Here is a 15,244-nt window from a genome sequence, read left to right as displayed (position 1 = left end):
GGCGCGGTTTGTCGAGTAGCGGAAGTGTCCATGTCCCCCGATGCGTTGAATTCGCTTTTCTCCCTTTGCATCGGCTTTGCGCTGGCTGGCGCCCTTGCCAGCGGCTACCAGGCCATGGCCGAGCGTCCCGCGGGTTTCGGGCTGCTGCAGCAGGGCGTGGCGCCGAAGACGTTTGCCGCCGTCCCGTTCCTGGTCTTTGCCGCGCCCTTCATCATCATGCGCAACACGCTGCGCGGCGCCAAGATCGAACGCCGCCGCTTTGAATTCGTGATGATGGCGACCGTCATTGCCGGGTTCTGGAGCCTGATGTCCGGTACGTTCTTCCTGATGACGTTGCGCGCCGCCGGGGTGCTGGCCTAGAACCTGACCGGTTCTGGTCTGCTTTTTTGGACGCGTTTTCTTCACGCGAACCGGTATCCACTTCGCTCGAAAACGCTATAAGGTCTCCGCGAACAGGAGACTTCGATGGCGATCTACGAACTGGATGGGCAGGCGCCCGATCTTCCCGCGGACGGAAATTACTTTATCGCCGACACTGCAACCGTAATCGGCAAGGTGCGCCTCAAGAACTCGGCCAGCGTCTGGTTCGGCGCGGTGTTGCGCGGCGACAATGAGTGGATCGAGATCGGCGAAGGGTCCAACGTGCAGGACAATTCGACCTGCCACACCGATCGCGGCTTTCCGCTCACGATCGGAACGAACTGCACGGTCGGTCACAACGTCATCCTGCACGGTTGCACGCTCGAAGACGGCGCGCTGGTCGGGATGGGTTCGATCGTCATGAACGGCGCGAAGATCGGCCGCGGCAGCATCGTCGGGGCGAATTCCCTCATCACCGAGGGCAAGGAATATCCCGAGTATTCGCTGATCATCGGTTCGCCGGCGAGCGTGATCCGCACGCTTTCGCCCGAACAGGTGACGGCGATGGGAAGTGCTGCGAAATTCTACGCCCTCAACGGGCCGCGCTTCAAAAACGGCCTGAAGAAGATCGGCTGAAGACGGAGCCGCGGTCTTCCCCGGACAAGCCGGTCACCAATGAATTGGAGCCGGTCGTCACGATTTGGCTTTTCGCACCGGACCTGATCGCGCCTTGCTTTTTGCCGGCGCCCGGTCGAGCGCGGCGCTTTTGCGAAGCGCATCCTTGAGATCGACGGGGATGCCGTGCTTTTTCAGCACGTCTGCGAACGCCTCATCCGCCAATTCCTGAATCGTCGCCATCCGGTCGCGTCCAAGCTGGGTCAGCTTGTCGAAGGTGTCGTCGTCGAAGGCGATCAATTTGCGCAAGCGTCATCAACTCCTGCATTTCAGCAGACACTCATCCAATGATTGCCGATCGAAATTGTTCCGGAAAGGAACAACGGCCTTGCGCCGCGGTTGTGACCAGAAAAGGAGATTTGCGATGAAAAGAGCGTCCGTGACGGCCGCGATTAGCGCGATCGCAATTCTGGTATCGACCGTCATTTCGTCTGCGCAAAGCACCGGCGGAGCCAGCGGTGGAAGTGCAGGTGGCGCTGCCAGCGGGTCTTCGGCCGGCGCGGGAAGCACCGTCGGTTCGCCCAGCGCGGGCTCGGTCGGCGTCGGGACTGCGGGCGTGAGCGGTGTGCCGTCCGGCGCGGGCAACTCGACACGGCTTTCAAAGCCACCGGCGCCTGGCACCAACAGCGCCGGAACGGCTCAGCCTTCGGGCTCGGGCGTAAATACTGAGCCCGGCATGACCACAGGATCCGGGTCGCAGAATATCGATGCCGCGATTGCGGGGGAAAACAAGACCATCGATCGCAAGCTGAAAAGCATTTGTCGCGGCTGCTGATGTGACTGTCAGCCGGTCGCGGAGAAGTGAGCAGAATGATCAAGCGGTCTGCGAGAACCGGTCCTAGATTTGATCCGGGATCTGCAGGGATCCGACGCCGAAGGCGTCAAGCGTTTGAACGCGAGTGAGCACGGAGGATGGGTGATGTTACGCAAAACGATGATAGCGTTGTTCGCGGTCGCTTCAATTGCCGTGCTGGCGCCGGATGCAGCGTCGGCCCGCGGCGGCTTTGGCGGAGGCGGTGGCTTTCACGGCGGTGGTGGCTTTCACGGCGGTGGCGGTTTCCACGGCGGCGGGTTTGGCGGGGGCTTCCGCGGCGGCGGAATTGGGATGGGCGGCGGTGGTTTCCGCGCCGCGGCCATTAGCGGCGGCGGCTTCCGTTCGGCCGCGATCGGCGCCGGCGCATTTCGCAGCGGCAGCTTCGCCGTCAACGGTTTCCGCGGCGGCTTCCGCCCTGGATTCCGGCATCGCGGATTTCCGCTTGCCGCCGCAGCCATCGGCTTCGGCCTGGGTTACGGAGCCTACGGCTACTATGACGACGACTACGGCTATCCGTACTACGCCAATTATGGCTACGACGACTATTACGGCGACGGCGGCTGCTACCTCGCCCAGCAGCAGGTGCTGACCCCCTATGGCTGGCGTGTCCGGCAGGTTCAGGTTTGCAACTAATCCCGCTTGCCCCGATATCGGGATGAATCCCGCGGCCCCGGTGTTTTAATCGCCGAGGCCGCGATTCGTCTGCTGGTACGCCGCTTGCATCGCATCAGGGATGTTGAACATGCTCACAACCCCGGCTTTGACCTTGGTGTTCCTGGGTGTCGTTGTCTGTCTAGGAACGGCTTTTGTCTGGATGCTTTGGGAAATCGAACCGCGGATCGCCAAGCTGCATCGCAATAGCGATCGCTTCTCCAGCGATCACTTCCGCTAGCTTGTCCGGGCCGATGGCGCGCAGTCGTCGGGCTGCGCGCCATCGGCGCCAGGCGGCGAACGCCAGCTAGCTCAACACCCCGTATTTCTTGAACCAGGCCTGCATCTGGCTCCAGGCATCGTCGGCCGCTTCCTTGCGATAGCTGGCGCGATAGTCAGCGTGGAAGCCGTGCGGCGCGCCCGGATAGATCTTGAACTCGGCGGTTTTCTTGTTGTCGGCCAGCGCGGCCTTTAATGCTTCTACCTGCGCCACCGGAATCCCGGTATCGGCTTCGCCGTACAGGCCAATCACCGGCGCCTTCATCTCCGGCGCGAGCTGCAGCGGGCTCTTTGGCCAAATCGGGTTGGGCGGATCGACCGGCGGACCATAGAACGAGGCGCCCGCCTTGAGCGCGCCGCTATGGGCGGCATACTTCCACACCGTCCGTCCGCCGCGGCAGAACCCGATGATGCCGAGCCGGGAGGTATCGCCACCCTGCGACTTGGCCCAGGCCACCGTGCTGTCGAGATCGGACAATAATTCCGCGTCCGGCTTCGAATTCACGATCGGCATCAGCTGCGGGATGTCCGTGATCTTGGTGAGATCGGTACCTTTGCGGAAATAATAATCCGGCGCGACCGCGAATGCGCCGAGCTTGGCCAGGCGCCGGGTCACGTCCTTGATGTATTCGTGCAGGCCGAAGATCTCCATTGCCACCAGTACGACGGGTGGATTGCTGACGCCGGCCGGTCGGGCGAAATAGCCGGGCATTTCGCCGTCAGCAACCTTGATCCTGGTGTCGCCGGCGGTGAGGCCATTGGTGTCGGTCTTGATCACGTCGGCGCGCACCGGTCCGGCGGCAAGGGTGTATCCGGCCGTCACGGCGGCCGACGCGGTCATGAACCCGCGGCGGGAAAACGGCGCGATTTTTGTCAGCCCGATGATGTCTGAAGTCAGCAGGGGTTCGGCACTCATTGAAAGTTCCTCCTTTTTGGGAGGCGCATTCAGCAAACAATTGAAGCCAAACGCAAATCACCTGCTTGCGAGGATTTCACTTTAAGTGCGGGTTTGAAGATTGCAGGGGCACAAAAAACAAGGCCGTCGACGTAGTATACCGTCAACGACCTTGCCAGCCCCGGATATTGAAATCGGCTCACGCCATCCGGTGAACTGCAACATGACCGCGAATCTCACGGGCATATGTGAACCAGTTCACAAATGGCGAAGAAAATTCACGGTGGGGCGCAGGGTTTCGCGACGACAAATGCGCGTCGTCGGCGCAGGGCCGCCGTCGCTATGGAAATGCCTGTGGCCATGGATCGGCTGTCCCGACTGGCATTTGGCGTCCGCGGGCGGGCGTTCCCCCGAAAACGGCGCCAGCGGCCCTCAGCCGCTCGTTTTGCCGCGCTTGCGGTGCGCACTCGCGTGGGGTTTTGCCCTGGACGAGCGCTTGCGGGTGGGTTCAGCCGCAGGCTCGGTGGCCTGCACGCTCGCGAACGACTGCCGCAGCCCCTCGATCGCTTCGGTCAGACTTCCGATCTGTTCGGAAAGCTTCCTGGTATCGGTCTGCTGCGAGGCGAGGAGGCGACGCACGGTCTGCAACTGGTCCTGGACCACTTGCAGTTGGTCGATCGATTCCTGCTGGGTGGCCTCGAGACCCCTGGTCTTTTCGACCAGTTGCTCGGACGCTTGGGCGGTGCGAGCCTGCAATTGGCGGATCGCTACGACGCGATCCGTTTCGGGCGCATTGCCGGTATAGGCCCGCCAGAGCGCGATGGAGCCGATCCCCAGCACAACGAACAACAGGGCGACGGCGCCGATCGCGATGGGTTGCGCGCCGATACGCGTGATGGAGCCAATATTGGAATTCCGGGGCGCGAGTTCGATCATGAGACTCCAAGCCGGACATAATTTGAAAGTTCCCGATTACCACAACCTCAGCGTGGCTAAAACCGGGGATTTGCCGGATTGGTGCAGGATTCCAGCTAAAGCGTCCAAAAACCGGGATTTTGGACGCAAAACGGCTTTTGACGGCCTGCGCGCACGTTCGCTTCGCGCCGGATGCTCCGTCGTGACCGCTGGCTGGGAATAAAATCAAATGCTTCCCCCGTGGGGAGCGATGCTCCCCGTGGAGCGCGGCTCCAAGAGGATATCTCCTCCGCGAGCCCAGCGAACTTTTAGTACATCAATCAGAGAGGCATGCCTCGCTCTGCGAGGTAGCTAGAGCGATCCCGACCCGCGAAGCAATCCGGGCCTCAATCGTCCCAAGGATGTGCTCAACAGAAGCGCCCACCTGCCCGGCAACTGAGAGAGCAGCAAGTTCAATCTGCCGGCAAGTCTGGTCGAAGCCATCCCGCAGATCGGGGAGCACGACACGGCCATCGCCATGCATCCGATGGCTTGGCGCAGGGGCTGTCCGAGATCCCCTTCATGCACGACGTGAGGCGTTGGGGCGTTGACAATCGGCACGGGCCTGGGCAACGCCCGCTTCACCAATCGCAACGGCAAGGGCGAGCGCTGAGGCATCCCCTTTCGATGCAGGCCGACCTCCTCACGGCCTGTACTATCGGCTTCCGCAACGACAGACTGCCATGCGCTACGGCCAAGAAACCAGTCGCATAACCCCAGCTCAGACAGTTTATCAGCCCGCTAGTTCGCGTATGTGGTCCAGTCCGGCCAGTTCCCGACGCGAAACCCCGTAGGATTGCGGGAAATTAGTCGGCGTGTGGCTGGCGTGCCGGAGTTAATGGTTAAGCGGAAGTATATTAGCGCGGCATCTGGACATTGACGCAAATTTGCGACAAGTTCCAGGCTGTTAGGTTAAGGAATAGTTTACCGCTTCGAACTCCGGTCATCACTCCGGGGACGGCGTGGGTCGAGATTCAAAAAGGGACGTCAATTACTTACAAAAAGTTATTTGCAGCGTGGGCGGTGGTGCGGGACCGAACACGAAGCGGGCAGGGTTACGGTGGTCGAAGTCTTTTCACGGTGGACCGTAGAATACATTAGCGACAAGTGTCTTTCTTGGTCTCACGGCCGCGCGAAAGTTTTTAGACGGGCGTCGCGTTTCTTGTGAACTGATTTTCGAGTGCGGTCACGCCTGCTCTGCGTCAGCAGAGTAGAGGAGTGAGCATTGGGTCGCGTTTCATTTACCCCGAGGTCGGAGCCAGCGGTCGATTGGTCCGAGATTGAATCGCGCCTCCAGGAAATTTCGATTGGCGCTCCTTCACCGGATCTTCCGGTCGAGCCGTCGGCAACTCTTGCAAACGATCCGTCGGCATCCGTCGACCCACCCGAGATCGCTCCCGGCGATCCCCTCGACATGCTGTCCTTGCTGACAGCCATTCCATCCGACCGATCCTGAATTTTTCGCATCAATCCGATTGCAAGGAAGCGTTATGGCCAAGCATCAAGTTATCGCATCAATCACCAGCATTTCCGACACCGACGCGTCTGCCGCCGCTCCCTCATTTCCCGTGGAGATTTCTTCCATGACCGCCCCCCCCAAGCGCGAGATCGCCTTCATCGACCGCGGCGTAGATGACCTCGAAACCCTGCTCAAGGGCTTCCGCCCCGATGTCGAACCGATCCTGCTCTCCAATGATGAACCGGCACCGCGACAGATGGCGCGAGCGGTTCAGGGCAGGGAAGGAATCGAAGCGATCCACGTCATTGCACATGGACGACCTGGTGAAGTGGCGTTCGGGGCTGGGGTACTCTCAGCTGAAAAATTGCATGAGCATGCAGCAGACCTCAATTCGATCGGTCGGGCAATTGGCAAGGACGGCGACCTGCGGCTGTGGAGCTGCGAGACCGGGCAGGGGGAGCGCGGTTCAAGGTTTGTTAGCGCTCTTGCGCGGGTGACGGGCAAAGCGATCGCTGCCGCGACTGGACTGGTTGGTTCTTATTCACGCGGAGGGTGTTGGGAGCTGGAAGCGCGAAGTGGAGCGCTTGGTGTTTGCCCGCCACTGACGGTGGAGGGACGCGCAAGCTACGCCGGGGTGATGAACACTTTCACATTCAATCTCAACGAACCCTCGAACACATTTACTTACACGATTGGCACGGCGCAGGTGATCGCGCCGAGCGCGACGTTTACCGATCAAGGCAACAAGACGTACGACGGGTCCACGTTGGTCGTTTCGCTTCCGGCCGGGGATACAACGGACGCGCTTGGGATCAGCTCAACAACTGGAGACGGGATTACCGTCAGTGGCGCGAATATCCTTTATAATGGCATCATCTTTGCCACTTTTACCGGCGGTACGGGCGGTACCCCCCTCACAATCACGTACACCGCTGGCCTTAGCGGCAATTCCACCCCCTCCGCGGAGACAGCAACACAGGCATTAATACAGGCGATTACCTTCGATGCCCCCGCCAGTTCTCCGGCTACGGAAGGCGGAACGTACGCAATAAACTTCGTGTTTACGCAGCAGGGGGGCAACGGCGCCGCCTCAGCCGCTACTACGACCTTTCACGAGATTGAGCCGCCGATTGTAACGGTGCCGGCATCTGTCTCTGTAAATGAAGACGCAACCGTAGCGCTGACGATCACAGAAACGGCACAGGACGGCGACGACGCCCTGGGCAACGTGACGATCACCGGTGTGCCGTCCGGCGTGACGTTCAATCACGGCAATCTGGTCGGCAGCACTCTGACGTTGACGCAGGCACAGCTCTCCGGTCTGACGATGACAATCCCGGATAGCGATCAGGGTAACTTCGTTCTGTCGGTGACGGGCAGCACCACTGGCTCGGAAGCTGGCACCTCGGCGCCGCAGACGATTAACGTGACTGTCAATCCGGTCGCCGATGCGCCGACGCTGACGGTGCCGGCTTCGGTGACGGTGACCGAAGGCGGCGCGGCAGTCGCGCTCAACATCACCGATGTTCTGAGCGAGGCGGATGCGGATTCGAGCCTTGGCAACATCGTTATTACGGGTGTGCCGTCCGGCGTGACCTTCAATCACGGCAATCTGGTCGGCAGCACTCTGACGCTGACACCGGCACAGCTGTCCGGGCTGACGATGACGGTTCCCGAGGGGGATAATTTTACGCTGGGCGTCTCGGCCACCACCAGTGACGGCGGCAACGTCGCCACCTCAACTGGCAGCATTGCCGTCACGGTGAACGGGGTTGCGGAGGCACCGACGCTGACGGTGCCGGCTTCGGTGACGGTGACCGAGGGCGGCGCGGCGGTCGCGCTCAACATCACCGATGTTCTGAGCGAGGCGGATGCGGATTCGAGCCTTGGTAACATCATTATTACAGGTGTTCCGTCCGGCGTGACCTTCAATCACGGCAGCGCGGGTGCCGGCAATACCTGGACTCTGAATCCGGCCACCGACCTTTCCGGACTTACGATCACGGTGCCGGAAGGTGACAGCTTTACGCTGGGCGTGTCGGCCACCACCAGTGACGGCGGCAACGTCGCCACCTCAACTGGCAGCATCAGCGTCACGGTGAACGGGGTTGCGGAGGCGCCGACGCTGACGGTGCCGGCTTCGGTGACGGTGACCGAAGGCGGCGCGGCGGTCGCGCTCAACATCACCGATGTCTTGAGCGAGGCGGATGCGGATTCGAGCCTTGGTAACATCATTATTACAGGTGTTCCGTCCGGCGTGAGCTTCAATCACGGCACGCTGGTAGGCGGCACGTTAACGCTGACGCAGGCGCAGCTCTCCGGGCTGACGATGACGGTGCCGGAGGGGGATAATTTTACGCTGGGCGTCTCGGCCACCACCAGTGACGGCGGCAACGTCGCCACCTCAACTGGCAGCATCAGCGTCACGGTGAACGGGGTTGCGGACGCACCGACGCTGACGGTGCCGGCTTCGGTGACGGTGACCGAGGGCGGCGCGGCGGTCGCGCTCAACATCACCGATGTCTTGAGCGAGGCGGATGCGGATTCGAGCCTTGGTAACATCATTATTACAGGTGTTCCGTCCGGCGTGACCTTCAATCACGGCAGCGCGGGTGCCGGCAATACCTGGACTCTGAATCCGGCCACCGACCTTTCCGGACTTACGATCACGGTGCCGGAAGGTGACAGCTTTACGCTGGGCGTGTCGGCCACCACCAGTGACGGCGGCAACGTCGCCACCTCAACTGGCAGCATCAGCGTCACGGTGAACGGGGTTGCGGAGGCGCCGACGCTGACGGTGCCGGCTTCGGTGACGGTGACCGAAGGCGGCGCGGCGGTCGCGCTCAACATCACCGATGTCTTGAGCGAGGCGGATGCGGATTCGAGCCTTGGTAACATCATTATTACAGGTGTTCCGTCCGGCGTGAGCTTCAATCACGGCACGCTGGTAGGCGGCACGTTAACGCTGACGCAGGCGCAGCTCTCCGGGCTGACGATGACGGTGCCGGAGGGGGATAATTTTACGCTGGGCGTCTCGGCCACCACCAGTGACGGCGGCAACGTCGCCACCTCAACTGGCAGCATCAGCGTCACGGTGAACGGGGTTGCGGACGCACCGACGCTGACGGTGCCGGCTTCGGTGACGGTGACCGAGGGCGGCGCGGCGGTCGCGCTCAACATCACCGATGTCTTGAGCGAGGCGGATGCGGATTCGAGCCTTGGTAACATCATTATTACAGGTGTTCCGTCCGGCGTGACCTTCAATCACGGCAGCGCGGGTGCCGGCAATACCTGGACTCTGAATCCGGCCACCGACCTTTCCGGACTTACGATCACGGTGCCGGAAGGTGACAGCTTTACGCTGGGCGTGTCGGCCACCACCAGTGACGGCGGCAACGTCGCCACCTCAACTGGCAGCATCAGCGTCACGGTGAACGGGGTTGCGGAGGCGCCGACGCTGACGGTGCCGGCTTCGGTGACGGTGACCGAAGGCGGCGCGGCGGTCGCGCTCAACATCACCGATGTCTTGAGCGAGGCGGATGCGGATTCGAGCCTTGGTAACATCATTATTACAGGTGTTCCGTCCGGCGTGAGCTTCAATCACGGCACGCTGGTAGGCGGCACGTTAACGCTGACGCAGGCGCAGCTCTCCGGGCTGACGATGACGGTGCCGGAGGGGGATAATTTTACGCTGGGCGTCTCGGCCACCACCAGTGACGGCGGCAACGTCGCCACCTCAACTGGCAGCATCAGCGTCACGGTGAACGGGGTTGCGGACGCACCGACGCTGACGGTGCCGGCTTCGGTGACGGTGACCGAGGGCGGCGCGGCGGTCGCGCTCAACATCACCGATGTCTTGAGCGAGGCGGATGCGGATTCGAGCCTTGGTAACATCATTATTACAGGTGTTCCGTCCGGCGTGACCTTCAATCACGGCAGCGCGGGTGCCGGCAATACCTGGACTCTGAATCCGGCCACCGACCTTTCCGGACTTACGATCACGGTGCCGGAAGGTGACAGCTTTACGCTGGGCGTGTCGGCCACCACCAGTGACGGCGGCAACGTCGCCACCTCAACTGGCAGCATCAGCGTCACGGTGAACGGGGTTGCGGAGGCACCGACGCTGACGGTGCCGGCTTCGGTGACGGTGACCGAGGGCGGCGCGGCGGTCGCGCTCAACATCACCGATGTCTTGAGCGAGGCGGATGCGGATTCGAGCCTTGGTAACATCATTATTACAGGTGTTCCGTCCGGCGTGACCTTCAATCACGGCAGCGCGGGTGCCGGCAATACCTGGACTCTGAATCCGGCCACCGACCTTTCCGGACTTACGATCACGGTGCCGGAAGGTGACAGCTTTACGCTGGGCGTGTCGGCCACCACCAGTGACGGCGGCAACGTCGCCACCTCAACTGGCAGCATCAGCGTCACGGTGAACGGGGTTGCGGAGGCACCGACGCTGACGGTGCCGGCTTCGGTGACGGTGACCGAGGGCGGCGCGGCGGTCGCGCTCAACATCACCGATGTTCTGAGCGAGGCGGATGCGGATTCGAGCCTTGGTAACATCATTATTACAGGTGTTCCGTCCGGCGTGACCTTCAATCACGGCAGCGCGGGTGCCGGCAATACCTGGACTCTGAATCCGGCCACCGACCTTTCCGGACTTACGATCACGGTGCCGGAAGGTGACAGCTTTACGCTGGGCGTGTCGGCGACGACCAATGACGGCGGCAATATCGCTACCTCAACCGGCACCATCACGGTCGATGTCACCCCGGTCGCCGAGGCGCCGGTTCTCGCCAACACCGACGTGTCGTTCGCGGCCGCCAGCGTCAACGAGGACAGCAATGTCGGGATCAACCTGACCCCGCATTTCGAGCTCGATGCCGACGCCACCGACAGCGTCACGATCTCCGGCCTCGGCACCGCGACGATCAGCGACGGCAACGGCAACACCTACAGTGGCGCCAGCGTCACCATCACGGCTGCCAACGTCGCCTCCGGCCTGACGCTGCATGCCGCCGATGACGACACCGCCAGCATCACGCTGACCGTCCAGGCGCACGCCGCCGAGGGCGCAACCACCGCCGACTCCGCGATCCAGACCATCACGGTCGATGTCACCCCGGTCGCCGAGGCGCCGGTTCTCGCCAACACCGACGTGTCGTTCGCGGCCGCCAGCGTCAACGAGGACAGCAATGTCGGGATCAACCTGACCCCGCATTTCGAGCTCGATGCCGACGCCACCGACAGCGTCACGATCTCCGGCCTCGGCACCGCGACGATCAGCGACGGCAACGGCAACACCTACAGTGGCGCCAGCGTCACCATCACGGCTGCCAACGTCGCCTCCGGCCTGACGCTGCATGCCGCCGATGACGACACCGCCAGCATCACGCTGACCGTCCAGGCGCACGCCGCCGAGGGCGCAACCACCGCCGACTCCGCGATCCAGACCATCACGGTCGATGTCACCCCGGTCGCCGAGGCGCCGGTTCTCGCCAACACCGACGTGTCGTTCGCGGCCGCCAGCGTCAACGAGGACAGCAATGTCGGGATCAACCTGACCCCGCATTTCGAGCTCGATGCCGACGCCACCGACAGCGTCACGATCTCCGGCCTCGGCACCGCGACGATCAGCGACGGCAACGGCAACACCTACAGTGGCGCCAGCGTCACCATCACGGCTGCCAACGTCGCCTCCGGCCTGACGCTGCATGCCGCCGATGACGACACCGCCAGCATCACGCTGACCGTCCAGGCGCACGCCGCCGAGGGCGCAACCACCGCCGACTCCGCGATCCAGACCATCACGGTCGATGTCACCCCGGTCGCCGAGGCGCCGGTTCTCGCCAACACCGACGTGTCGTTCGCGGCCGCCAGCGTCAACGAGGACAGCAATGTCGGGATCAACCTGACCCCGCATTTCGAGCTCGATGCCGACGCCACCGACAGCGTCACGATCTCCGGCCTCGGCACCGCGACGATCAGCGACGGCAACGGCAACACCTACAGTGGCGCCAGCGTCACCATCACGGCTGCCAACGTCGCCTCCGGCCTGACGCTGCATGCCGCCGATGACGACACCGCCAGCATCACGCTGACCGTCCAGGCGCACGCCGCCGAGGGCGCAACCACCGCCGACTCCGCGATCCAGACCATCACGGTCGATGTCACCCCGGTCGCCGAGGCGCCGGTTCTCGCCAACACCGACGTGTCGTTCGCGGCCGCCAGCGTCAACGAGGACAGCAATGTCGGGATCAACCTGACCCCGCATTTCGAGCTCGATGCCGACGCCACCGACAGCGTCACGATCTCCGGCCTCGGCACCGCGACGATCAGCGACGGCAACGGCAACACCTACAGTGGCGCCAGCGTCACCATCACGGCTGCCAACGTCGCCTCCGGCCTGACGCTGCATGCCGCCGATGACGACACCGCCAGCATCACGCTGACCGTCCAGGCGCACGCCGCCGAGGGCGCAACCACCGCCGACTCCGCGATCCAGACCATCACGGTCGATGTCACCCCGGTCGCCGAGGCGCCGGTTCTCGCCAACACCGACGTGTCGTTCGCGGCCGCCAGCGTCAACGAGGACAGCAATGTCGGGATCAACCTGACCCCGCATTTCGAGCTCGATGCCGACGCCACCGACAGCGTCACGATCTCCGGCCTCGGCACCGCGACGATCAGCGACGGCAACGGCAACACCTACAGTGGCGCCAGCGTCACCATCACGGCTGCCAACGTCGCCTCCGGCCTGACGCTGCATGCCGCCGATGACGACACCGCCAGCATCACGCTGACCGTCCAGGCGCACGCCGCCGAGGGCGCAACCACCGCCGACTCCGCGATCCAGACCATCACGGTTACCGAAGTCGCGGTGCCGGAGGCTCCGACGCTGACGGCGAGCGCGGCAGCGTCGAGCGTCAACGAGGGCGGCACCGTTGGCCTCACCATCACGCCGACGTTCGAGTCTGATCCCGACGCCACTAACACGGTGACGATCACCGGGGTTCCGACCACGGCCAGCCTGAGCAACACTGGCGGCACGTTGACGCCTGTGGGCGGCGTCTACACGCTGACGGCGGCTCAGCTCGCCGGCCTGACCTTGCATGCCGGTGACGATGATGTCTCGACCATCACGCTGCAAGTGACGGCGAACGCGACCGAGGGCTCGACCACCGCGCACTCGGCGACCCAGACCATCACGATTACTGAAAACCCGGTGCCCGAGGCGCCGACGCTGACGGCGAGTGCGGCAGCGTCGAGCGTCAACGAGGACGGCACCTTTGGTCTCACCATCACGCCGACGTTCGAGTCTGATCCCGACGCCACCGACACGGTGACGATCACCGGGCTTGTGGTTGGGGAATCGCTGACGAACAGTCTGAACCACACGTTCACCGGCAGCAGCATCACGCTGACCCAGGCGGAACTGGCTGGCCTATTGTTGCATGCAGGCGATGACGATGTCTCGACCATCACGTTGCAAGTGACGGCGAACGCGACCGAGGGCTCGACCACCGCGCACTCGACCACCCAGACCATCACGATTACCGAAGTCGCGGTGCCGGAGGCTCCGACGCTGACGGCGAGCGCGGCAGCGTCGAGCGTCAACGAGGGCGGCACCGTTGGCCTCACCATCACGCCGACGTTCGAGTCTGATCCCGACGCCACTAACACGGTGACGATCACCGGGGTTCCGACCACGGCCAGCCTGAGCAACACTGGCGGCACGTTGACGCCTGTGGGTGGCGTCTACACGCTGACGGCGGCTCAGCTCGTCGGCTTAACGTTGCATGCCGGCGACGACGACGTCTCGACTATCACGCTGCATGTGACGGCGAATGCGACCGAGGGCTCGACCACCGCGCACTCGGCGACCCAGACCATCACCATCACCGAAAACCCGGTGCCGGAAGCGCCGACTCTGGACTTAAACAACAGCCTGTCGGGCGATCAGCACACCAGCAGCGTTTCTGGCAATCAGAACACGGCAATCCCGATCTATATCCAATCCGCCCTTTCCGAGGTCGATCCGGACTCAACATTGCTGATCAACATATCCGGGCTTCCGGCCGGGGTGACGCTTAATCAAGGTCACCTCAACACCGACGGCAGCTACACATTGACAACCTCCCAGCTTGCCGGATTGACCCTCACAGAGACTGGGACGACCCAGCACTTTACGCTCACGGTCGATGCCCAGGTGACAGAAGGCAGCTCACATGCCGATACGACCGGGACCATCGATGTGACTGTCAACACCAGTCCGGTCTCAGCAAGCGGGGAAAGGTTCGTCATCTCGGAAGGCTCAACATGGGATGATACGTTCACGAAAGACCTGCTCGCGAATGACTCTTCGCCGTCTGGCGGAATCCATCTCGGAGCTAATGCGTTGTTCAACAGCAGCGGCCAGGCCGCGAGTACTGCCTCAGTCCATTATGCCGACGGCACTCTCGCTAGCGGCTACACGGTGACGGAGGACGCCAGCGGTATTTTGCACCTTACGGTTGATAAAAACGTCGTTTCTGGCGGTAACGTCCAAGCCCCCGACGTGTTCTTCAACTATACAGTCACGGACAGTCTCGGGCATACCGCGGTGGCGACGGCCGACATCAAGGCTATCAACGTCACGCCGGGCAACAACGCCCTCGATCTCACGGGACCTTTAGTTAACCCCTACAATTTCTCGTACATCGATGGCACGAAGGGTAGTGATACTTTCAAAGGCGGAGCCGGCAACGACACGTTCGTTGGCGGGGCTGGCGCCGACAGCTTCAGCGGGGGCACCGGCAACGATACTTTCAAGTACACCGCGATCACCGACTCGCAGCCGGGTTCCGGTAAATTCGACACCATCAGCGACTTTACGCATGGTTCCGACAAGATCGACTTCTCAGCCATCAGCGGGTTGAACAGCACTGTCCAGTCTGTAGCGGTCAACAATCTGACTTCAACGCCGGCGTCGATTGCGGCACATACCATCGATATTGTGGTCATTGGCGGCAATACCATTGTCTACGCCAATGCGAGTGCGGCGTCTGAAACGATCGGTAACAATCATGAGGACATGCAAATCAATTTGACGGGCGTGACGTCAATGACGTCATCAGATTTCATCCTCCATCATTGAGTAGTTGACGGATCGCGT

Annotated in this window: 10 protein-coding genes and 1 pseudogene; 8 read left to right on the top strand and 3 right to left on the bottom strand. The window is 62.4% G+C overall.

The annotated features are described in order from the left end of the window. Window positions 1–30: 30 nt before the first annotated feature. Together NL528_RS28815 and NL528_RS28810 are read left to right on the top strand one after the other, a co-directional pair. Entirely contained in the window at window positions 31–360 is a 330-nt protein-coding gene (locus NL528_RS28815) for a DUF6949 family protein (protein WP_074275345.1), read from the top strand. Between the two features lie 105 nt (window positions 361–465). Beyond that, entirely contained in the window at window positions 466–996 is a 531-nt protein-coding gene (locus tag NL528_RS28810) for a gamma carbonic anhydrase family protein (protein ID WP_074275346.1), read from the top strand. Window positions 997–1,053: 57 nt separating this feature from the next. Here NL528_RS28810 and NL528_RS28805 read toward each other — a convergent pair whose 3' ends face one another. Beyond that, window positions 1,054–1,284: a hypothetical protein gene (locus NL528_RS28805; RefSeq protein ID WP_309177784.1), complete on the bottom strand. Its 231-nt coding sequence runs from the start codon at window positions 1,282–1,284 to the stop codon at window positions 1,054–1,056. Window positions 1,285–1,399: 115 nt separating this feature from the next. On the opposite strand from NL528_RS28805, the gene NL528_RS28800 reads away from it, so the two are divergent. The 3 genes from NL528_RS28800 (at window position 1,400) to NL528_RS28790 (ending at window position 2,741) form a co-directional block, all read left to right on the top strand. After that, window positions 1,400–1,810, top strand: coding sequence for a hypothetical protein (locus tag NL528_RS28800; RefSeq protein ID WP_309177783.1), 411 nt, complete (start codon window positions 1,400–1,402; stop codon window positions 1,808–1,810). Window positions 1,811–1,954: 144 nt separating this feature from the next. Further along, window positions 1,955–2,482 carry a hypothetical protein gene (locus tag NL528_RS28795; RefSeq protein WP_309177782.1) on the top strand — a complete coding sequence of 176 codons (528 nt, stop codon included), beginning with the start codon at window positions 1,955–1,957 and terminating at the stop codon, window positions 2,480–2,482. A 109-nt stretch (window positions 2,483–2,591) separates the two neighbouring features. Continuing rightward, a complete protein-coding gene (locus NL528_RS28790; RefSeq protein WP_309177781.1) occupies window positions 2,592–2,741 on the top strand; it encodes a hypothetical protein in 150 nt (49 codons plus the stop codon). 66 nt (window positions 2,742–2,807) lie between these two features. Here NL528_RS28790 and NL528_RS28785 read toward each other — a convergent pair whose 3' ends face one another. Together NL528_RS28785 and NL528_RS28780 are read right to left on the bottom strand one after the other, a co-directional pair. Next, entirely contained in the window at window positions 2,808–3,695 is an 888-nt protein-coding gene (locus tag NL528_RS28785) for a dienelactone hydrolase family protein (protein ID WP_309177780.1), read from the bottom strand. Window positions 3,696–4,106: 411 nt separating this feature from the next. Further along, the gene (locus NL528_RS28780) at window positions 4,107–4,610 is read right to left on the bottom strand and encodes a hypothetical protein (RefSeq protein WP_309177779.1); all 504 of its coding nucleotides are present in this window, start codon (window positions 4,608–4,610) and stop codon (window positions 4,107–4,109) included. Between NL528_RS28780 and NL528_RS28775 the strand changes: the two genes are divergently transcribed. The 3 genes and pseudogenes from NL528_RS28775 (at window position 4,609) to NL528_RS28765 (ending at window position 15,226) form a co-directional block, all read left to right on the top strand. Further along, window positions 4,609–4,812, top strand: a complete 204-nt coding sequence (locus tag NL528_RS28775) for a hypothetical protein (RefSeq protein WP_309177778.1) — start codon at window positions 4,609–4,611, stop codon at window positions 4,810–4,812. The genes NL528_RS28780 and NL528_RS28775 overlap by 2 nt on opposite strands. Window positions 4,813–5,010: 198 nt before the next feature. Continuing rightward, window positions 5,011–5,241, top strand: a pseudogene (locus tag NL528_RS28770) (ROK family protein); the annotation flags it as partial. A 970-nt stretch (window positions 5,242–6,211) separates the two neighbouring features. Further along, a complete protein-coding gene (locus NL528_RS28765) occupies window positions 6,212–15,226 on the top strand; it encodes a DUF4347 domain-containing protein (RefSeq protein ID WP_309177777.1) in 9,015 nt (3,004 codons plus the stop codon). The last annotated feature ends 18 nt before the right edge of the window (window positions 15,227–15,244 follow it).

It is taken from the genome of Bradyrhizobium sp. Ash2021, assembly GCF_031202265.1.
Taxonomy (GTDB): Bacteria; Pseudomonadota; Alphaproteobacteria; order Rhizobiales; family Xanthobacteraceae; genus Bradyrhizobium.
This window is presented reverse-complemented; position numbering and strand designations above follow the sequence as displayed.